This window comes from candidate division KSB1 bacterium, assembly GCA_034521575.1.
Lineage (GTDB): Bacteria > Zhuqueibacterota > Zhuqueibacteria > Residuimicrobiales > Krinioviventaceae > JAXHMJ01.
Genome location: JAXHMJ010000002.1, coordinates 586,291 through 607,105 on the forward strand (window position 1 = coordinate 586,291; position 20,815 = coordinate 607,105).

Annotated in this window: 16 protein-coding genes and 2 pseudogenes; 7 read left to right on the forward strand and 11 right to left on the reverse strand. The window is 44.7% G+C overall.

The genetic code is table 11. The features are described from left to right. Positions 1–172 precede the first annotated feature (172 nt). The 7 genes from U5R06_05425 to U5R06_05455 form a co-directional block, all read right to left on the reverse strand. Complete coding sequence (locus U5R06_05425) at positions 173–895, reverse strand: DUF1961 family protein (protein MDZ7722270.1); 723 nt, start codon at positions 893–895, stop codon at positions 173–175. A gap of 58 nt (positions 896–953) precedes the next feature. Continuing rightward, the gene (locus U5R06_05430) at positions 954–1,766 is read right to left on the reverse strand and encodes a PorV/PorQ family protein (protein MDZ7722271.1); all 813 of its coding nucleotides are present in this window, start codon (positions 1,764–1,766) and stop codon (positions 954–956) included. After that, positions 1,733–1,957, reverse strand: coding sequence for a hypothetical protein (locus U5R06_05435; GenBank protein ID MDZ7722272.1), 225 nt, complete (start codon positions 1,955–1,957; stop codon positions 1,733–1,735). Before U5R06_05435 ends, U5R06_05430 begins: the two co-directional genes overlap by 34 nt. A gap of 21 nt (positions 1,958–1,978) precedes the next feature. Further along, a complete protein-coding gene (locus tag U5R06_05440) occupies positions 1,979–2,548 on the reverse strand; it encodes a hypothetical protein (GenBank protein ID MDZ7722273.1) in 570 nt (189 codons plus the stop codon). Continuing rightward, positions 2,541–4,139 (reverse strand): hypothetical protein, encoded by a 1,599-nt coding sequence (locus tag U5R06_05445; protein ID MDZ7722274.1) that lies wholly within the window; start codon positions 4,137–4,139, stop codon positions 2,541–2,543. The genes U5R06_05440 and U5R06_05445 overlap by 8 nt, the downstream gene beginning before the upstream one ends. A 34-nt stretch (positions 4,140–4,173) precedes the next feature. After that, a complete protein-coding gene (locus U5R06_05450) occupies positions 4,174–7,188 on the reverse strand; it encodes a TonB-dependent receptor (protein ID MDZ7722275.1) in 3,015 nt (1,004 codons plus the stop codon). 435 nt (positions 7,189–7,623) lie between these two features. Continuing rightward, positions 7,624–8,994 (reverse strand): T9SS type A sorting domain-containing protein, encoded by a 1,371-nt coding sequence (locus U5R06_05455; protein MDZ7722276.1) that lies wholly within the window; start codon positions 8,992–8,994, stop codon positions 7,624–7,626. A 475-nt stretch (positions 8,995–9,469) separates the two neighbouring features. Here U5R06_05455 and U5R06_05460 point away from each other — a divergent pair, with 475 nt between their 5' ends. The 3 genes and pseudogenes from U5R06_05460 (at position 9,470) to U5R06_05470 (ending at position 13,431) form a co-directional block, all read left to right on the forward strand. Beyond that, on the forward strand, positions 9,470–10,708 hold the full coding sequence (locus U5R06_05460; GenBank protein ID MDZ7722277.1) for a hypothetical protein: 1,239 nt from the start codon (positions 9,470–9,472) through the stop codon (positions 10,706–10,708). Between the two features lie 171 nt (positions 10,709–10,879). Next, positions 10,880–11,437 (forward strand): annotated as a pseudogene (locus tag U5R06_05465) (methionine-R-sulfoxide reductase). 146 nt (positions 11,438–11,583) lie between these two features. Then, positions 11,584–13,431 (forward strand): IS1634 family transposase, encoded by a 1,848-nt coding sequence (locus U5R06_05470; protein ID MDZ7722278.1) that lies wholly within the window; start codon positions 11,584–11,586, stop codon positions 13,429–13,431. A gap of 285 nt (positions 13,432–13,716) precedes the next feature. Here U5R06_05470 and U5R06_05475 read toward each other — a convergent pair whose 3' ends face one another. Together U5R06_05475 and U5R06_05480 are read right to left on the reverse strand one after the other, a co-directional pair. Then, positions 13,717–14,538: a T9SS type A sorting domain-containing protein gene (locus U5R06_05475; protein MDZ7722279.1), complete on the reverse strand. Its 822-nt coding sequence runs from the start codon at positions 14,536–14,538 to the stop codon at positions 13,717–13,719. Beyond that, positions 14,535–15,128 carry a hypothetical protein gene (locus U5R06_05480; protein ID MDZ7722280.1) on the reverse strand — a complete coding sequence of 198 codons (594 nt, stop codon included), beginning with the start codon at positions 15,126–15,128 and terminating at the stop codon, positions 14,535–14,537. Before U5R06_05480 ends, U5R06_05475 begins: the two co-directional genes overlap by 4 nt. Positions 15,129–15,595: 467 nt before the next feature. On the opposite strand from U5R06_05480, the gene U5R06_05485 reads away from it, so the two are divergent. The 4 genes and pseudogenes from U5R06_05485 (at position 15,596) to U5R06_05500 (ending at position 17,931) form a co-directional block, all read left to right on the forward strand. Beyond that, complete coding sequence (locus tag U5R06_05485; GenBank protein MDZ7722281.1) at positions 15,596–15,871, forward strand: hypothetical protein; 276 nt, start codon at positions 15,596–15,598, stop codon at positions 15,869–15,871. Continuing rightward, the gene (locus tag U5R06_05490) at positions 15,858–16,292 is read left to right on the forward strand and encodes a hypothetical protein (GenBank protein ID MDZ7722282.1); all 435 of its coding nucleotides are present in this window, start codon (positions 15,858–15,860) and stop codon (positions 16,290–16,292) included. The genes U5R06_05485 and U5R06_05490 overlap by 14 nt, the downstream gene beginning before the upstream one ends. A 237-nt stretch (positions 16,293–16,529) precedes the next feature. After that, complete coding sequence (locus U5R06_05495; protein MDZ7722283.1) at positions 16,530–16,826, forward strand: hypothetical protein; 297 nt, start codon at positions 16,530–16,532, stop codon at positions 16,824–16,826. A 224-nt stretch (positions 16,827–17,050) separates the two neighbouring features. Then, a pseudogene (locus U5R06_05500) lies at positions 17,051–17,931 on the forward strand (bifunctional methionine sulfoxide reductase B/A protein). Positions 17,932–18,059: 128 nt separating this feature from the next. On the opposite strand, the gene U5R06_05505 reads toward U5R06_05500, so the two are convergent. Further along, on the reverse strand, positions 18,060–19,616 hold the full coding sequence (locus U5R06_05505) for a hypothetical protein (GenBank protein ID MDZ7722284.1): 1,557 nt from the start codon (positions 19,614–19,616) through the stop codon (positions 18,060–18,062). Between the two features lie 14 nt (positions 19,617–19,630). Then, complete coding sequence (locus tag U5R06_05510; protein ID MDZ7722285.1) at positions 19,631–20,806, reverse strand: hypothetical protein; 1,176 nt, start codon at positions 20,804–20,806, stop codon at positions 19,631–19,633. Positions 20,807–20,815 lie beyond the last annotated feature (9 nt).

A 20,815-nucleotide genomic window follows, 5' to 3' on the forward strand; every position in this document is an offset into this window, starting at 1 on the left:
CCGCAGCTTTTTTGGGTGTTTTTTAAAAAATCCCGGCGTGTTAAAGGTTTAGTATGGTTCATAATGGATAGCATCCTATATTTTTAATTACCATCAGCGATGGTGCTAAAAATTCATGAAAATAATTATCTTATCACCTGAACGCCTTTGTTTCGAGCTGCTTGATATAATGTCATTTATTCTTTATTGACCAGACCCTAAAGTTTCTATATCGAAAATGTGTCCACTGCATTTGCCTGAAACCGATTTTTCCGTCTTTTAAAGGCGGTCCATATTTTCCCTTTGGGTCTTTCCATTCAATAATTTTACGATCATCCACATACATCACGATATGCGCGCCGTTTTTCACAAGGCGCATCGTATGAATGTCCGTTGATTCAGTCGGAATGCCTTCTTTTCCCGACTCGACGAGGTGAAATCCCTTGTTTTTCCGCAGATGTGAATCACCCCGGTCCGGTTTTTTGGGCGTGTTGGCGTAATATGAAATATGGTAGCAGTTCAATGGACCGCGGATGTAATTTCCGAATGTGCCGTCGCGGGATGGAAGATCGCCTGTGAGAATATCTTCCCCGTTCAGTCCTTTGGCGGCGAAAAAGATGATGCACAACCCCGCATCCGGCTCCATGTTTTGCGCCTGCCATTCGGCGATGAAATGATCCGGAAAATTATGCGGACACCAAAAGACGTGATGATAGGATTCATCCGGTGAAAACATATGCATCCAGCCGTCTTTGAACCGCAATTTCCCGGGCCCTTCCATAACCCAGTTTTCAACAAGGGACGGCCGGGATAATGCATTCATATACAACAGTTCTCCTTTTTCGGCAACTAGCGGATCGGCATGAACAGGTACAGCTGCGAGAAAAACCATGATTAAAAGTTTGAAAATTATCATCTTTCAGTCCAATTGCATCCGGCCCCGTTTTGGAGACCGGATGCGGTTATAGATACATTTATAGATTAAAATTCAATGAGAAACGGTTGACATTATTAAACATGTCAAAAGTAGAATAAGAATAATTGATTTCCAGTCCTTTTCCCGCCAGTTCCTGTTTGATTCCAATCCCGGCGCTCAAACCACCCAAATCGCGGTTGAATTCATATCCGGTTCTCAGTGTCAAGAGTCCCATCAATGAATACTCGGCGCCTATATTAACACGTTCGGTATAATTATTGGGGTGCAGGAATTCGGCGGACACCAGCAGCGGATCACCGCCGTGTCCCGGTTTGATGACATCCAGCATATCGATACCGATCCCAAACATGAAGATTAATGGCAATTCAGTATCCATTTCTTCGTATTTGACTTGAGTTGAAAAATTACGAAGCGCCATGGCAAAACGGAACTTTTTAAAGGTCGATAGATACTTGATACCGAAATTAAGAGTCAGTTTTTGCTGGGCATTGGTGACTGTGCCGTTTGATACATTTGTGTCTCCGAGCTGTTGTCCGACGTACTGAACCAGGCCGCCCATGGAAAATTCCTCACTGATTTGACGCGCATAGGCCAGGCCAAACGCAAAAGCCCCGACGTCCACATTGCCGGTTTCAACATAACCTTTGGGATCAGATAGAGAGATTAGATCAGCACCCTGGATATCGCCATAGTCCACAGAGATAACACTGATGCCGACAGTTCCAAAGTTGCCCAAATTCATTGCCGCTGCGCCGGCGGAGTAATTGATATCAGCGATCCACCGGGTTTGCCCCAGGAATATATCAAAATTGCTTTCTAAACCGGCCAGTCCGGCGGGATTGTAAAAGATACTTTCTCGCCGTCGCCGATAGAGGTGTAAGCATTGCCCATGCCCGCAGCTTTGGGGGAAACGCTTACTTTGAGAAAGTTCATGGTAGACTGCCCCAGTTTTTTTATTCCTACCTGCGCCTGTACAGGATTAGATACAAGCAGCGATAAAATCAGGAGCAATGCAAAACAAGTAAAAATTTTCCGTATCATGTAAATCTCCTCATTGATTCATTATCGAGCCACGACGAATTTGCGAAAGGCCACTTCTCCGTCAGGCTTGCTGAATGTGGCGATATAAACACCGCTGGAGATGACCTGCTGGCTTTCGGTTAGCATATCCCACCGCAGGGAACCGATTTTAAGCGGACTGTCATGCTCAATGGTTTTAATCAGATCACCGTCTTCTGTAAAGATTTTTATGGTGACTGTCGCCGGCAAGTTAAAAAAGATAATACCTCGATAATCCGTCCAGCCTTGCGCCTGAACTCTGGGGTCATTGACGTTGTATGGATTCGGCGCAATGATAATGTCTGACAGCGTTTCACTGCCGCCGCGGGGCGGCTCGATAAAACGAGAAGTCGGTAAATAGGATCGACCGCTCCATAGGACAGGCTCACTGTTCTTTGGCGTTGCATTTGGATTGTCATTATCGACTTTTACACCCGCCTGAATCGTATAGTAATAAGAAGCGCCGAATTGCACTGATGTGTCTTCGTACTGGTGAACAGGCGCTTTCTCTTCCGGTGGTATGTGTTCGATGATTTGAAACAATGCCGTATCCAGATTGGATTTTCTACGCATAATGCGATAGCCTGCAAAGTTCGGCATCTCTTCGGCTTCCGGATCGCTCCCATTCAAGTTGAGCCGCACCGCCCAATCCTTTTACACTGAGCGAAGGAGGCGGGGGAGCCATAGGGGCCTGCCAGTCATGTTCATAATTGTGTTTGATGCGTGATATTGTCTTATGGACAGAGTCTACCACTGTACTCAACCATAAATCCTTGTTGATGTCAGCCTGAGATGCACCTTCCGGAAATTTAAAATTTTCCGGAAGAAATCCGGTGGTCGGATTCGGCAGATTCGGAGGAGGGTCTAATTCACCCCTAATGAATTTTTTGCCGATTTCTTTCACCCTTGCCAGATCCAGGGAGGCGTGTCCGGCTGCATACACATAACGGACACTTTCACCAGGCTCCCAGTCTTTTATGGGACCGATACGAATTCGCGGACGATTGCCACCCTGTCCCGAGGATACATACTGGGAAAACGCGCCAAAATCAGCCAGACCGGTTTCATCATTGTTGATTTCATGATGAGTGCCTGAAAGGGCTCCGGGCATGGGATTCTGATCGGCAATTTTTCCCAATGCGGCATTAACCGTATTCATGTTCGGATCAAAAATATTGTCGCCGCCTGCTCCGCCGATCAAACCTGATTTTGCGACATACGTCGTGATGGGCTGCAAGGGATCATTCTCGTCCTGTGCCGGATCGCTGTAGGGTTCTTTGGATACATGCAGGAATGTCCAAAAGGATGCGCCGGGCCGCATGAGCCGGCCTTCCTGATCAAAGGCCGGGTTGCCCATATTGTCGCCGCCTGAGGTCGGATCATCAGCATGTAAACGGTAATAAACGCGTAAAGAATCATCGGGACGTCCGCCGTAATAGTGAATCCAGCCCGGACTGTCATCGCCGACATTCTCCGGTTCGGGGTTTTGCCCCCAGGCCAGATCGGGATCTTCCTGTGCCTGACTGAACCATACATCCTCAAAGGTTTGTTCAGCGACTCCTTCCATTTGATCCGTTATATTGGTAAAGATAAATTCTGTTACAATATAGTTATCATGAAAGGGCTGACTCCAGGCAAACACCTTTCGTTCAGCGCGAATTCCGGTCTCATAGTCGAAAACTGAAGTCAGGACGTGTTCACAGGTTCCGATCATTTTATCAGGCGCGACCTGCCCGCGCTCCGGTGTTTCTATGGCTTGATTATTGACACTGTTATCCGGCAGACCGTAACGCACATAGCTTTCAAAGGGTTCAACAAGCAGGATATTGCCCAGCTGATCAGACGGCCCGGCCATAACATATTCGTAGGTTTCACCGGCTGTGTCCATGTAATTTTTATGGATAATACCAATTTCGGATGCGCCGCCGTTTTGTGACCTGTCATTCTCACCGAACGAAATCACATTAAACTCAGCGGGAAACCAACCGCTTGCTGCAGAGCCCTGAACACCGTCCCCGGCTGTACTGACCACAGCCCAGCAGCGTCCTGTTTTTATGTTTTTGGTTTCAGATTGCTCGCCGACTACCGAGAAGATTAATCCTGAAAGCAACAGACTTGATATAATAATGACCTTGTATTTTTTGTGCAGAAATGGAACTCTCATTTGGATCTCCTTCGTACAAGTTTTAAAAAATCGATTAGAAATAAACTTCAATGCCGAACCATATATCGCGGGGATTATCAAATAACCACAGTTGTGAATTCGGATCATTGATATATGGCTTGTCATTGGAACGAAGATCACCCGGTTTGTCATCTCCTGCTACATAGTAACCATCAGGACTGTTCTCCCGCAATACATCATATTCCTCTGAATCATACATAGGCAGATGCAGGGACGCGAGATAATCCTGATAGTCCGCGTCGCTGGTAAATGCATATCCGCGGTGAAACAGCGGACGTTTGGCATTAAAAATATTGTTGATATTGAGATAGGCTTCAAAAGATAAAGATCCTATCTTTAGTCGCTTGCTGAACCTGACATCCATTTCCCAGTAATTCGGCCACTGAAGATTTTTTGATGCAAACAATTCGCCGAGAGGATTCCAGGTGAAATGGCGTCCGGATTGAAACACCGGCAGCATACTCATTCTTAACTGACCCAGGGGGTGAATACCGATAAGACGGGGACCAAAGTCGGAAGGAGAGTGAACTGACAGATTTGCTCTGAATCCGGGTTCCGGCAGGAATGTGGATTCCGCGCCCTCGTACAGACTGAATTGTTCATTTTTGGATGGATCCTGATAAAAAGCCTGTTTCCCGGTATATCCGGATTTACGAAATGTGAAATCAAAATTAGCCCAACCCGTGAACCATCGTCCCACATTTTTTGAGATACTCAATTCAAGGCCCAGGATGTCTTCATAGTTGTTATTGTAATATTTGTCGTAATCAACGGATCCGGCTGCATTTTGAATGTTTACTTGTCCCTGTTCGCCGGTTACATCTTTATAAAAGCCGCTTATCCTGATCAGGTATTGTTCCGCCATTTCATATTCCACACCGGTTTCATAAGAAATCGTGCGCGGCGGGTCCATATTCGGGTCACCGACTTCAATCAGGCCGATGCGCAACGGCCTGGCTTCAGTGATATACAAATTTTTCCAGGGCACCAGCTGGCGAAAATGACCATAATTGAAATAGAATTTTGATTTATCCGTGACCGGAAAAGACATGCCCAGTCGCGGACTGAGAATGAATTTGGTTTCAACATCTTTGAGCACACCAAGACTGTCCCAGACATCAAATGCATTGATTTCCCTTTTGGCTTCTTCTTCCGTATTTGAGCCGTGTGTACCCCACACGTCTTCATCAAACATATTCGCTTCGGGCCATCTGCCGGAAGGATCATAATAGTCCGCCCGCAGTCCGATATTGGTGACCACACCTTCAAAAGTGATTTGATCCTGAATATAAGCCCCACCGAACAGGGGATTGCGATTCCAGAATAATGTGTGATGTCCGCCGGAATGACCGTACCAATGCGAAACCAGCTCGTTTTCAACGTTGGAATATTCCAGTTCAATACCGGTTTTAATGAAATGGTGGGGAGTCAACTGACTTGCCAGATTGAATTTTCCCCGGAATGTCTGAACATTGGAACTGTCCATCCAGGCTTGGCCGACCTGTGCAAACCGATGATGAGTGACGCCGAACGGTTGTTCATAGTTGCCGCTATAGTCAAATCCGTCCAATTCATATCTGCCGGTACTGAAATGATACGGCATTTCATTTACCTTGATGGGTCCGAATTCTGCGATGGCGCCCGGTGTTCGGTCACTGTATTTTTCAAGAAATTCCTGACCGGTGATATCCCACCATTCGTCAATACTGATTTTATTCGCCCAGGACGGGGTTGCACGATATCGGCGGGATTCCCGGCTCAGGGTGACATCCCAGAATGTACGGGCGCTGAGTGTCTTTGTGAGTTTTGCACTCACCAGAGTGGTGTATGTTTTCATGGGACTGAAATTGACCGGTTGATACAAATACTGGGATTCACCCGCTGTATTGTCAATGATATTGTTGACGGGCTGCATTTGCCCCATTCCATCCGGCGCCTGATTGCCTTTTAATGCTTCGATCATGCCGTCCTGAAACCGGTATAATCCGTTTAACTCCAGTTTTAATGATTTGCTGAGATCGGATTTCAATGTCAACATGGTGGTCGATTCCAGCTGACTGTCTTTGGTGTTCGGAACTGTATAGTACTTTTGACTGCTGTTATGGGATAAATAAAAAGTAGCATTGCCCAGGGGGTCGCCGATAAACGGTACCGGACCGCCGAAACCAAAGTCAATGTTCCAGTCAGAGTGTCCGCCTTCACGCGGATGTGCGTGGTCTGCGAATTTTTTCTTGATTTCGTCAGATACTTCATAGCCCTGTTCCGCCAGTTTGTCCCACGGCGGATCGATCATATGCATCCAGGCGTCCCAGAGATATAAATCAATGGGTTGAGCTTCAATATCATAAGAATTGGATCTATTGAATAACGTGGCCAATGTGTTCCAGCCGACAAACGGCCGGTATTGACCTTTCAGGTAATCATTGTCCCCCCATGCCTCTTCATTGCCCACAAAAGCAACGTCCGGGTCCAAATCAGCGCGTAGCTCATAATTGGTATAATCATATAGGGATTTGCCAAAGCGTTTCATGTGCGGATTGTTCATCGACATATCCAGACGACCGGAATATGTCTGTCTGCTCCCGGATTTAGTGGTGATTTCCATCATACCGGAACGGAAATTCCCATATTCTGCGTTGAATCCGCCTTTGACGACAGATACCTGTTCAATACTGCTGAGAGGGATATTTACGGTTGGAGTGCCATGGCGTTTATTAACAAATGTGATACCATTCAGGATGGTCCCGGTCTGGGCGGGATCACCACCGCGGATGCCGAGATTCTCTGCAACGCCGGCTTGTTTTGTGATAAAGTCTTTTAGTGTGCGAATGGATGCTGTTTCGATAATCTGATCACTGGTCATGACTTCCTGGCTATAGGATACCTCTTTGTGCAATATATCACGTTCCGCAACCACCGTTACTTCTTCACCTTCTATTACACTGGGTTCAAGATTAAAAGGAACATTGGATGTCCGGTTCACTTGTACCAGCACATTGGTCTTGGTTACGATTTTATATCCGATCATGGATGCGCGTACCTTGAACTCGCCGACCGGGACATTGACAATGATATATCGACCCTGTAAATCCGTAGCACGCTCCTATTGAAGTCTGCGGGATGGTTACATTGGCTCCGGGCAAAGGTTCGTTGGTGGCAGCGTCTGTTACGACTCCTTCAATTTTACCGGTGGTTTGTGCGAAACCCGGAATATGCAGGATAAATATGAAAAGAATGACCCATATACCATATATTAAAAACTTTTTAATCATTAGAATTCTCCTATTCTTCAAGAGAAAAGAATTTTGATGTGTTTAGCCGCTGAGCGGTTTTACACTGTTGCTCATGTTTTTGCTTGACGCGATATGTGTTTTCGCGAATTTATTTATTCACTGATTAAACTCCAGGTCCGGAATAAATAACTGTCCATCCGGACCTGAAATTGAAGAGAAAAAGTTGTTAATTATTTCAGAACCAGCATTTTCTTTTCAGCATGCAATGCGCCCGATGTGATGGTGTAAACATAAACACCGGATGGCAAATCGCCTGCGTCAAAAGTAATATGATGAGAACCGGCCGGAACCAGATCATGAACCAGAGTCGCCACTGTTCTGCCCATCGTATCATATACCTTTATTGTGGTCCAGTCAGCTTTAGTCAGGGTATATTCAATGGTTGTTGTCGGATTGAACGGGTTCGGATAATTCTGTTTCAGGGTAAAGCCGTTTGGTGTTGATACCGGTTTTGAATCCACACCCGTATGGGTCGGATCCCAACGCAGATCACCAATAGCCATACCATCGTCAGCTTGCCCCAAAATCGGTGAATCTTCAGCCAGTGTAAAATCACCATTTCCGATGGGATCGACATTGGCAAAACCGGGATCAATCCATAATGTGTCCTGGAACATATCCTGATTCGCAACTTGTTCTCCCATAGCTGTCTGATCCGCCTCCCAGAAACAGCAATTTGCAACAAGTGCATTCATGCCGTCTCTAAGTTGAATAGGCTCACGAGGATTGTTTCCAAACACATAATCATCGCCATTGATCATATAAAAAAGAGAATTCTTAATGGTAATCATATTGTTTTCCGCATGCCCCGGCCGCATTTGTATTGCTTTTTGCGCCACATAGGCAATTGTTACATGATTAATATAGACGGTGGGATCATTGGCAATCGTAGAGTTATCATACCGAAACACTTTATCACCTATATTCCAAAAGGTAGAGTTTTTAGAATATATATAATTAATCGTTGTAACTTTGAAACTAAAACCGGCATTATGGGTAACCAAACTGTTATTTATCCATAATGTATCCACCATCACAAACTGCCCGCTCATCCCATCTGTTCCATTAACAATAAATCTACAAAAATCATGCACATAGCAATCATCAAATTTAATAGCATCAACTGCTGCACCGGGAGCAAATGTTACCACATAATTAGCTGCACGGTATTGTGCCGTATCAGGTTCTAAGCCATCCAGGTCCAATCCTGTTAGTGTGAGATGTGCCTGGGATTCAAGCATGAAAAATGCCGGTCGATTACCGCCGCTTCCTGTTTGCACCGAATGATTTTTGATAACAGGTCGATCAGTATAATTATCTTTGGCTTTAATCGTTAATTCTTTGTCAATAGTAATGCTGTTCAAAAAAGTTTCCACATATTCTCCACCATCTTGTAATACCAATACATCGCCGTCATTCGCAGCTGCTATAGCGGCGCTCAGTGTCGCGTCACCGGGTTCGACCTGAACCTCTGCGGAAAACAAAGCAAATGGTAGTAAACAAAACATACATCCAATAATAGCTTTTTTCAACATTTTCATATCCTCCTGATTGATGAGTTACTCTCACTTTACTTGTTAGTTTGTAACTTTACCTCCTTTGTCTGGTGAAAAAATTGATATTTATATGATTTATCTTTAATAACCATTTCGGCAGAGTATTGGATTATAAACGTTAATCATGTCTCTGATGTAGTTATGCAATATGTAAAGGCTGATGCCTATCCTATTCGAGTCGATGGCGATGAGAATATTTGATTGATTAATGACACACCTATCATATACATAAAAGCAGAGTTAGTTTCAAGTTAATTCACGTGTAATTTAACGGTTATTAACGGTTTAATTCACTGTTAACAATTTCTTAAACAGGAAAATTTTGGTAAAACTATAATTGTCTTGCATCTTTATTGATCAAGAATTATATTTTTAAAATTATCAATGACTTTTGCTTGGATTTGAGCTAATCGATCATTGCGCTTTTAACGCATACTTTTTTATTAATTTTGGATAAAATATGCCCGACAATAAAACAAGAGAGGAAATCTTAAAACGTGTTCTGAAAAGTCCGGAATTTGTGCACGCCAGGAAACACAAACAGTTGTTGACTTTTCTGGTGCACGAATCTATGCAGGGAAGAACGCCCGATGAATACTCTATTGCTGTGGATGTTTTTGGCAAAAATGCTGATTATAATCCCAATGTGGATACCAATGTTCGCGTAAATGTGTTTCATTTGCGAAAGAAACTGGACAAGTATTATCAGAAGGAAGGAAAGAATGAACCCATAAGAATCGAGATCCCGCGAGGGCATTATGCTGTCAGTTTCGTAAAAAACGACAATCAAAGCCGTATCCGGGATAAATTATTGATACCCCTTGTTATGATTCTTGTCGTGGTGCTGGGATTTTTTATCGGAGATTATTTCCTGGATCTCAAACAGGAAAATATAAAACTGAATCAAAATTTCATCAAAGCTGTACAAGCGACAAAGCACCCGGTATGGAGTGTTTTTAACCAGTCTTCGCTGCCCAATATGATAGTCCTGGGTGAAATATATTTTTTCAGAAAGTATGATCCCGATTTACAGCAGTTTGTACTTGTTCGCTATAATCAGGTGGAATCCGATGATGAACTTGAAAAATTGAAGCAGCAGTATCCTTCTCTACAATTCGAAACCGTTCAGGAAAACAGTCCGGAGTATTTTGCCATGAACAGCGTCTGGCCTATGGTGGATATTATACCGGTTTGCATGGTTTCTAATCAGAACTATTATTTACAGCGTTCCTCTGCTGTAACGCCGCGCGAATTAAAGGACAATAATATCATTTATGTCGGTTATTATCGTTCACTGGGGCTCCTGGAATTGATGAGTCAACGATTAGATTACAAATTTGATTTTTCGCGAAAACAAATTGTCATACAAAACGGGGCTTCCGTGATAAAAAGGTATGATCCAACCGCGTCTTTTAAGCAAACTCATGTAGATTATTGTATCGTGAAAAAACTGCCCGGTACGAACCACAATACAATTTTACTGATTTCCAGTTTCAGTGCCTCCGGCTCCCGAGGCGCCGCAAAATATCTGACCCGTCCGGAATCTTTATCAGAGTTGACTGAATTGTTTGAAAAAAAATATGAACTATTTCCAGACTATTTCGAGCTTGTTTTCAAAGTGAGTGGTTATGAACGCAGCGATCTGGATACCAAAGTAATAGAGTACCGGAAGGTTGAGCGAGGAGCTGAACTCTGGTAAGTTATGTCACTGCAGAGCGCCTGTGCCTTTTTTTCTGTGCCAAATATTCTGGCTCTTTTGATCATAAAGGAGACAAGGCCGTAAAAATGCGGGTTTCGCAAGGGCATTGTAATATGGAACATTTAGCTGCTGATATTTGTATTATAATCTATAAAACAAAAGGAGGCAGTTATGCGACTATTACTTTTATGTGTTATACTCACGGGAGGCCTTATGGCTCAGGACAAACTATATAACGAATTGACGGATTTTGAAAAATATGTGATTCTGGAAAAGGGCACGGAACGGCCCTGGACCGGCAAATATGTCGATCATAAAGAGGACGGTACCTATACCTGCAAGCGCTGCGGGGCGGCTTTGTATCAATCCGACAGCAAATTTAATTCAAACTGCGGCTGGCCCAGTTTTGACGATGAAATTGAGGGCGCTGTCAAAAAGCAGCCGGATGCGGACGGACGCCGCACTGAAATTGTCTGCGCCAATTGCGGCGGTCATCTGGGACATGTGTTTTACGGCGAAGGGTTTACGCCCAAAGATACCCGGCACTGTGTCAATTCCGTATCGTTGAATTTCAACTCCGAGGCGGACGCTGTGAATTCGCAATCGAAACAAGCCAAAGCTGTGTTTGCAGGCGGTTGTTTCTGGGGCGTCGAGTATCATTTTGAAAAACTGGACGGCGTCAAATCCGTGGTGTCCGGCTACACCGGCGGCCATAAAGAGAATCCGACACCCATCTTTACCATAAATATTTAAAAAAAGCGTTTTTTCATATTTTTGCGAGCTAAACATATGTTTTTTAGTTTAGGTTTAAAGTGTAGTGACCTATACATTTATTTTATTCTTGACATCAATACTTTTTTTTCATATATTGACACATGTTTATAAGAGAAATAAAAAGAAGAAATAAACCATACGAAAAACAGTTTATTGCCCATCGACTCGTAGAATCCTACCGTACCGAAAAAGGTCCCAGACAACGAGTGATTCTCGATCTGGGGTATTTGGACCTTCCCAAAGATCAATGGAAACTGCTGGCTGACACCATTGAAGCCAAGGTCTCAGGGCAACAAACCATGCTGCCTGTTGACAAAAAGATTGACTCACTGGCAACCTACTATGCACAAAAAATTATTAAAAAACATCTCGAAAAACAACCGGAATCTAAGACTGAAGAACAAGAAAAACATGATTTTAAATCCGTTGATGTCAATTCTCTGCAAAACTCTCAAATTAAAACCCTTGGCGCTGAATATGTCGGTCTAAAAGCCTGCAAACGATTGGGTCTGGATTCTTTGTTGGAAGAATTAGGATTTACCACCAAGCAAACACAAGTAGCCCTGTTGTCCATCATTGGCCGGTTGGTTCGTCCGGGAAGTGAGCTCAAAACAGCTGAATGGGCGCGCCATATTAGTGGTATCGGTGAATTGCTCGGCGTTGATTTTACACATCTTTCTCACAATGCGTTGTATCGGATCAGCGACCGACTCCTTAAGCATAAAGATGAGATCGAGGCCTATCTGGCAAAAACTGAAAAAGATCTTTTTTCTTTACCGGAAAAGATCATTCTCTATGATCTGACCAATACCTATTTTGAAGGAACTGCCAAACACAATAAAAAGGCACAAAGAGGCCGCTCCAAAGAAAAACGCAATGATTGTCCCTTATTGACATTGGCCATGGTTATAGATGAACAAGGTTTTGTCAAAACCAGTCGTATATTGCCGGGCAATATTTCTGAACCTCATACACTCGAAAATACGTTAAAGGCTTTAGATTCAACATATTACGATTCGAAAAAAGAAAAGAGAGAAACTTCCCAAACTATTACCGTGGTCATGGATGCCGGTATTGCGACCGATGACAATATTGGTTTACTCAAAAGTCAGGGATACGATTATATTGTGGTCTCCCGCAAAAAACCAAAATTGCCGCGCAGTCAGGAGAGCATGCCATTTACCACAGTAAAAGAGGATCATCGTAATAAAGTACAAGCCAAACTTTACGTTCAAGACGACGAAGCAATCCTGACCTGTCAGAGCAAATTGAAAGCAAGAAAAGAACAAAGCATGCGCCAGATGTTCGAAAATCGCTTGGAGCATGATCTCAAACTTGCCTCTGCGGCTTTAAGCCAAAAAGGCGGCGTCAAAACCTATGACAAGGTCGTTAAACGCGTTAATCGTCTGATGGAAAAGCACAAACGCATTTCACAATATTACCATATCGAGGTCAAGCAACAAGGCAATTTCGCATCGGCCATCACCTGGGTAAAAGTGAATCAGAAACGAGCAGAAGACCGCTTTTCAGGCACCTATTATTTGTGGACCAGCCGAACCGATTTATCCGAGCAGGAAATATGGTCTTTGTATACGATGTTAACCAATCTGGAAGGTGCTTTTCGGTCATTGAAAACAGAGTCGAATTTACGTCCCATTTTTCACAGAAAAGAAGAGCATGCCGATGCCCATATTTTTATTGCGGTTTTGGCTTACCATCTCTTAAATGTCATCCAGAAAGAATTGAAAAAGAACAACATTCATATGCAGTGGCAATACATTCGGGAGCGGCTATCCTCTCATGAAAGGGTTACCACATCTTTTATGACAAAAGATCGTCAACGTCTTTATATTAGAAAAACATCACAAGCGGATGCGTTCCATAAAATGATTTATGGTGCTCTTAATATATCTCATAGTCCTCTAAAAACGAAACGATATGAAAGCTGAAAATCTGTAGTGATCAGATTTAAAAATGAGTGTCTGTTTTCTATATACTTATAAGCTATGATGGTAAAGATGGGTTAAAAACTTTTTAATCATTAGAATTCTCCTATTCTTCAAGAGAAAAGAATTTTGATGTGTTTAGCCGCTGAACGGTTTTACACTGTTGCTCATGTTTTTGCTTGACGCGATATGTGTTTTCGCGAATTTATTTATTCACTGATTAAACTCCAGGTCCGGAATAAATAACTGTCCATCCCGGACCTGAAATTGAAGAGAAAAAGTTGTTAATTATTTCAGAACCAGCATTTTCTTTTCAGCATGCAATGCGCCCGATGTGATGGTGTAAACATAAACACCGGATGGCAAATCGCCTGCGTCAAAAGTAATATGATGAGAACCGGCCGGAACCAGATCATGAACCAGAGTCGCCACTGTTCTGCCCATCGTATCATATACCTTTATTGTGGTCCAGTCAGCTTTACTCAGGGTATATTCAATGGTTGTTGTCGGATTGAACGGGTTCGGATAATTCTGTTTCAGGGTAAAGCCGTTTGGTGTTGATACCGGTTCGGATGCAACAGCCGTTGCTGTCGGGTCCCAACGTACATCACCCAGGGCTGTGCCGTCATCCGCTTCACCCAAAGCCGGTGAATCTTCCGCCAGCGTGAAATCAGCGTCCGGCCCTGGATCCAATGCCAACGGCGCGTTGGCGAATTTCGGGTCCACATCCCACCAGTTGTTTTTGGCGTCTGTGCTGTCCGCAATATCAATGGCATCTGTCATGTAAAACAGATTGTACTCGACCATCGTGTTTTCATTATCACGGATTTGAATCGGATCTTTTGCATTATCGCCACCCGGTTCTGCGCCCAAATCACTGATGATTTTGGCAAAAATGTTATTCTTGATCGTGATGCTGTTGGGATCTTCAACCGAATAGCGTAATTGCATCGCTCTGTCACCCAGCGCATAAAAAGTATTGTGCAGAATATGAATCTCGGGATTGCTGCCATTGCCCCGATCCTCCGCACGAATCGATTTGCGCTCGCTCTGCCAAAATGTATTGTTTTCAACCCAGAGATAATTAAGAATGGCATTTTTGGTGGTCATTGCTTTGGGCGCTTTGTAAAAGAGAGAATTGGTGATGATACAAGAATCGATTCCAACAAAGGCGCTGGCGTGATCACCGCTTTCACCATGTACAACACGACCCAGGGCCAGAACACATGATGAATAAAACAGTCATCAATGGTGAATTTATCAATCATCTGAAGCGTGGTCTCCCAACTGATGTTAAACAATGCAGCAAGCGCTTTATATTGACTGGTATCGGCCATGCCGCAGTCAAATTCCAGACCCTGAACGGTGAAATCGCAATCAGACAATTCAAATCCAAAAGTTTCTGCCGCAATGTTACCTCCGCTTGGGAAGGCGGGAAATGAAATCACCGGACGCGTGCTGTATCCGTCTTCCGCCTTGATGGTCAATTCAATGCCGTCGACAGCAATCGGCAGAACCGTCTGATCCGTTTCACGGTACTCGCCGCCGTCCTGCAGCACCAATACATCGCCGTCATCGCACGCCGTTATAGCGGCGCTCAGTGTCGCGTCACCGGGTTCGACCTGAACCTCTGCGGAAAACAAAGCAAATGGTAGTAAACAAAATATACATCCAATAATAGCTTTTTTCAACATTTTCATATCCTCCTGATTGATGAGTTACTCTCACTTTCTTGTTAGTTTGTAACTTTACCTCCTTTGTCTGGTGAAAATATTGATATTTATATGATTTATCTTTAATAACCATTTCGGCAGAGTATTGGATTATAAACGTTAATCATGTCTCTGTAGTTATGCAATATGTAAAGGCTGATGCCTATTCGAGTCGATGGCGATGAGAATATGTTGATTGATTAATGTCACACCTATCATATACATAAAAACAGAGTTAGTTTCAAGTTAATTTACGTGTAATTTAACGGTTATTAACGGTTTAATTCACTGTTAACAATTTCTTAAACAGGAAAATTTTGGTAAAACTATAATTGTCTTGCATCTTTATTGATCAAGAATTATATTTTTAAAATTATCAATGACTTTTGCTTGGATTTGAGCTAATCGATCATTGCGCTTTTAACGCATACTTTTTTATTAATTTTGGATAAAATATGCCCGACAATAAAACAAGAGAGGAAATCTTAAAACGTGTTCTGAAAAGTCCGGAATTTGTGCACGCCAGGAAACACAAACAGTTGTTGACTTTTCTGGTGCACGAATCTATGCAGGGAAGAACGCCCGATGAATACTCTATTGCTGTGGATGTTTTTGGCAAAAATGCTGATTATAATCCCAATGTGGATACCAATGTTCGCGTAAATGTGTTTCATTTGCGAAAGAAACTGGACAAGTATTATCAGAAGGAAGGAAAGAATGAACCCATATAAGAATCGAGATCCCGCGAGGGCATTATGCTGTCAGTTTCGTAAAAACGACAATCAAAGCCGTATCCGGGATAAATTATTGATACCCCTTGTTATGATTCTTGTCGTGGTGCTGGGATTTTTTATCGGAGATTATTTCCTGGATCTCAAACAGGAAAATATAAAACTGAATCAAAATTTCATCAAAGCTGTACAAGCGACAAAGCACCCGGTATGGAGTGTTTTTAACCAGTCTTCGCTGCCCAATATGATAGTCCTGGGTGAAATATATTTTTTCAGAAAGTATGATCCCGATTTACAGCAGTTTGTACTTGTTCGCTATAATCAGGTGGAATCCGATGATGAACTTGAAAAATTGAAGCAGCAGTATCCTTCTCGACATTCGAAACCGTTCAGGAAAACAGTCCGGAGTATTTTGCCATGAACAGCGTCTGGCCTATGGTGGATATTATACCGGTTTGCATGGTTTCTAATCAGAACTATTATTTACAGCGTTCCTCTGCTGTAACGCCGCGCGAATTAAAGGACAATAATATCATTTATGTCGGTTATTATCGTTCACTGGGGCTCCTGGAATTGATGAGTCAACGATTAGATTACAAATTTGATTTTTCGCGAAAACAAATTGTCATACAAAACGGGGCTTCCGTGATAAAAAGGTATGATCCAACCGCGTCTTTTAAGCAAACTGCATGTAGATTATTGTATCGTGAAAAAACTGCCCGGTCCGAACCACAATACAATTTTACTGATTTCCAGTTTCAGTGCCTCCGGCTCCCGAGGCGCCGCAAAATATTTGACCCGTCCGGAATCTTTATCAGAGTTGACTGAATTGTTTGAAAAAAAATATGAACTATTTCCAGACTATTTCGAGCTTGTTTTCAAAGTGAGTGGTTATGAACGCAGCGATCTGGATACCAAAGTAATAGAGTACCGGAAGGTTGAGCGAGGCAGCTGAACTCTGGTAAGTTATGTCACTGCAGAGCGCCTGTGCCTTTTTTTCTGCGCCAAATATTCTGGCTCTTTTGATCATAAAGGAGACAAGGCCGTAAAAATGCGGGTTTCGCAAGGGCATTGTAATATGGAACATTTAGCTGCTGATATTTGTATTATAATCTCATAAAACAAAAGGAGGCAGTTATGCGACTATTACTTTTATGTGTTATACTCACGGGAGGCCTTATGGCTCAGGACAAACTATATAACGAATTGACGGATTTTGAAAAATATGTGATTCTGGAAAAGGGCACGGAACGGCCCTGGACCGGCAAATATGTCGATCATAAAGAGGACGGTACCTATACCTGCAAGCGCTGCGGGGCGGCTTTGTATCAATCCGACAGCAAATTTAATTCAAACTGCGGCTGGCCCAGTTTTGACGATGAAATTGAGGGCGCTGTCAAAAAGCAGCCGGATGCGGACGGACGCCGCACTGAAATTGTCTGCGCCAATTGCGGCGGTCATCTGGGACATGTGTTTTACGGCGAAGGGTTTACGCCCAAAGATACCCGGCACTGTGTCAATTCCGTATCGTTGAATTTCAACTCCGAGGCGGACGCTGTGAATTCGCAATCGAAACAAGCCAAAGCTGTGTTTGCAGGCGGTTGTTTCTGGGGCGTCGAGTATCATTTTGAAAAACTGGACGGCGTCAAATCCGTGGTGTCCGGCTACACCGGCGGCCATAAAGAGAATCCGACGTATCAGGAGGTGTGCAGCGGCACAACCGGTCACGCGGAAGCGGTGGAAATCACCTATGATCCGTCCAAAGTGTCGTACCGGGAACTGGCCAGGCTGTTTTTCGAAATCCATGATCCGACCCAGGTGAATCGCCAGGACCGGATGTGGGCGAACAGTACCGTTCGGCTGTGTTTGTACAGGATGAAGCACAAAAAAAGTGACACAGGAGCCTGATTAAAACGCTGAAAGAAAAAGGCTATGATGTGGCGACGGAAATTAAACCGGCGGACACATTTTACAGTGCGGAAAACTATCATCAGGACTATTACGAGAAAAAAGGATCAACACCGTATTGCCATACGTATACCAAGCGCTTTGACGAATAATCAGGTCTAATTCATTTGGTTTTATAAACCCTCGGTGAGCCCGGAATGATTGTCACTCAAAACATGCCGGGCCCGCAGAGGGTTTTTTTATGTTTGCGCCATTATCTGTACAGGGATATCGGAGCGTTTTAATTGTAAGCAATCACCTCCGGTTGCACGCCGGCGAAATTGGGCATCAGCATGCCGGCGGTGGCGTTGATATAGGTCGGGTCGCATACGGTATAGCGGCTGCCGTTATATTCGACGCTGTCACCGTCCAGCTCGGTGTTCAACTGAACAGCGGTACATATATGCCCGGGAAAGTCCAGAAGAATGACTTTATTGCCGAGCAGTTCATTCACCAGAAAAGAAAACAACAGCGACCGGTCTTCACAGTCCGAGGCCGGATAATGAATGGTCTCTTCGGGCAGCAGATATTTTTCTTTGCCGAACTGCTGGTCATCGGTTTGATATTCAAATCCGGTTTGCACAAAGTGAAGCAGCAAATTGACCGCTTCCAGTTCGGTTTTGCCTTTCAGGGCCGGACGCAGCGCCTTGATGATAGATGACTGAAACGACCGGGAGGGATGCGAGCGCACAAAAATCCCGATTTCACTCTGAGGGTAATCGGCCAGAAACGTCACCGCATCTTTTTTATACGCAACCGTCATCTCAAACGGCTGCCCGGCGTATTCGAAGGTCAGGGATTTTTCTCCCATGTCCGGCGAAATGTCCGGCAGGGTTTCCAGCGACAAATTCAGGGTTCTGTCCGCATCCGGATAATCTTTTTTATAGCTGTACAGCGGTTTGCCGGTGTCCAGACTTTTATCCGGTGCATAAAAATAGTATTTTTGTCCGTCAATGCTGGTATAGGGCAGTTCATAGACGGTCTGCTTGAACGGCAGCAGCAGCAGGACGTCGCCGCTCTGATAGCTGATTTTAACCTTGTACCCGGATTTATTGGTGATGAACCAGTCCAGCACCAGCTGTTTGGAGGTTTGTCCGGGAAACACCACCTCGGCATAGCGTTGCGCCAGCTGCAAAAAGCCCCAGTCATTCAGCGACATGCGTTCGGAAACGCTGCTCATATAGTCGAGCGTGGGCTTGAAATTTAATCGAGCCAGCGACTCCCAGGCCTTTGCAAACGATTCATTATTGAGAGGACGTTGCAGCGTTAAATCGAGATCATCCGGAGACGGAATGCTCAGGGATGTTTGGTAAAACCGCACATTTAGCGTGGATTGATCCGGCTGCGGTTGCGGCGGCTGTATTGGTTCGGGTTCAGGCTCGGGTTCGGGCTCGGGCTCTATCGGCTGGTCCCATTCCGGCGCTTGCGGTTCGGGTTCCTGCTCCGGTTCCGGGCACGGCCTCTGCGGTTGCGCCTCTGCTTGCGGCTCTTCCGGGGCCGGCGGCACCTCTACCGGTTCGGGGGGGACTGTCTCCGGTTGCGGTTCCGGCGGTTTGATATTTGGCGCAACAGGGGTGTCCACGGGTTTCGGGGTGGTATCCGGGTGAATCCCCTGAAAGGACTGAAACGCTTCCCAGTCGGCTTTTAAAAAATCCATAAACGCCCGGTCCTGTTCGCTCAGATAATTCTCATACGCTTGCTGATCTTTTTTCAGCCAGTCTTCATAGCTTTCCTGAGCGGTCAATGACAATGACATCAGAATGAGTAGGATAATACAGAGTGCAATGGTTGATCTCATGGCAAACCCCTTTCTTATTGAGTAACTTTTGAACTGTTCACACAGCCGGAAAATGTGTTGACCGGCACAATCTCACCGGCTGCATCAAAATCAAATACATGCCAGGTGTTGCCTTTGCGGTTGACCGGTATGGTAACTGTGGAGTGGTGCCGGCCGTCTGCATAGACATCCACTCTGGACTGAGAGTAGGAAAGTGTTTTATGATTCGGCCGTTTTCTGCCGCTGAAATTATGAACGGCATAATGATAAATGCCTTCGGCCGGTTTATACACGGTGATGGTTTCCGGTCCGTAGGATTGGCGGTCATCGACATCTAAAAAGTTCTTACCGCCGATCAGCGCTTTGTTGTGCCACCAGATATGAAAGCGGCCGCCTGCCGGATCGGGTCCGGCCAGATGAGCATCCAGGTCGGGGGGAGCGGCGCCCCATGTCAATACAATACGCAGTTCTTTGATTCGCGGCGTCAGCGCGGCATTTATAAACACCGGCAGTTCATTCAGGTCCATTTGAAACGTGTGTTCGGACGGAATAAACTCGTCCTTTTCGAATCGTGCTGTGTAGCGGCCGTATTCCAGCTGATGTTCGAAACCGCCGTTGGCGTTTGTACGGCCGGTGACGACCTCCTGACCGGTGGCAGTGTTGATCAGGGAAACCTTGACGTCCGGCAATGGGTCTCCGTTTGCCGCGTTCAAAAGCCGGACTTTGCAGAGCCGCTGGCGTTCGTACATTTCTGACACCTTGTAAAAGACGCCGTCAATAATGGAACCGCCGTGAAAAATCAGTCCGGATGTTTCCGCCGGGATGCTGACGGTAACCGTCTGGTTGCTGCTCTGATCCGTGACCTCAATCTTTGCTTTGGAGCGCGACAACATGAGGTAATCCTCTTTGCCGGCAAAGGATTCATCCATCAAATTATTGGCGATCCACAGGTTGATCTGGCAATCACGGGATTCTTGGATGATAAATTCCTGAATCCCGCCTGACAGGGAAGAGGCGGCTGTAATGTTGCCGTCATTTGAAGATTCGCGCAGGTTTCCGCGGATCACTTCGGTTTCCCCGTCGTGCATATACTGCAGCACCCCTTCGGCATCGCCCATCATGGCCATTTCATCCCAGCTGACCGTTACCTTGTAATCATAGCCAAAGCCCATTGAGACAAAGCATAACAAAACTGTAAATAATTGTTTCATGAGGACCCC

Excerpts from the sequence above, each read along its gene's own strand:
- U5R06_05425 (MDZ7722270.1), bottom strand. The coding sequence starts at position 895 with ATGATAATTTTCAAACTTTTAATCATGGTTTTTCTCGCAGCTGTACCT.
- U5R06_05435 (MDZ7722272.1), bottom strand. The coding sequence starts at position 1,957 with ATGATACGGAAAATTTTTACTTGTTTTGCATTGCTCCTGATTTTATCG.
- U5R06_05440 (MDZ7722273.1), bottom strand. The coding sequence starts at position 2,548 with ATGCGTAGAAAATCCAATCTGGATACGGCATTGTTTCAAATCATCGAA.
- U5R06_05445 (MDZ7722274.1), bottom strand. The coding sequence starts at position 4,139 with ATGAGAGTTCCATTTCTGCACAAAAAATACAAGGTCATTATTATATCA.
- U5R06_05450 (MDZ7722275.1), bottom strand. The coding sequence starts at position 7,188 with ATGATCGGATATAAAATCGTAACCAAGACCAATGTGCTGGTACAAGTG.
- U5R06_05455 (MDZ7722276.1), bottom strand. The coding sequence starts at position 8,994 with ATGAAAATGTTGAAAAAAGCTATTATTGGATGTATGTTTTGTTTACTA.
- U5R06_05460 (MDZ7722277.1), top strand. The coding sequence starts at position 9,470 with ATGCCCGACAATAAAACAAGAGAGGAAATCTTAAAACGTGTTCTGAAA.
- U5R06_05470 (MDZ7722278.1), top strand. The coding sequence starts at position 11,584 with ATGTTTATAAGAGAAATAAAAAGAAGAAATAAACCATACGAAAAACAG.
- U5R06_05475 (MDZ7722279.1), bottom strand. The coding sequence starts at position 14,538 with ATGACCACCAAAAATGCCATTCTTAATTATCTCTGGGTTGAAAACAAT.
- U5R06_05480 (MDZ7722280.1), bottom strand. The coding sequence starts at position 15,128 with ATGAAAATGTTGAAAAAAGCTATTATTGGATGTATATTTTGTTTACTA.
- U5R06_05485 (MDZ7722281.1), top strand. The coding sequence starts at position 15,596 with ATGCCCGACAATAAAACAAGAGAGGAAATCTTAAAACGTGTTCTGAAA.
- U5R06_05490 (MDZ7722282.1), top strand. The coding sequence starts at position 15,858 with ATGAACCCATATAAGAATCGAGATCCCGCGAGGGCATTATGCTGTCAG.
- U5R06_05495 (MDZ7722283.1), top strand. The coding sequence starts at position 16,530 with ATGATCCAACCGCGTCTTTTAAGCAAACTGCATGTAGATTATTGTATC.
- U5R06_05505 (MDZ7722284.1), bottom strand. The coding sequence starts at position 19,616 with ATGAGATCAACCATTGCACTCTGTATTATCCTACTCATTCTGATGTCA.
- U5R06_05510 (MDZ7722285.1), bottom strand. The coding sequence starts at position 20,806 with ATGAAACAATTATTTACAGTTTTGTTATGCTTTGTCTCAATGGGCTTT.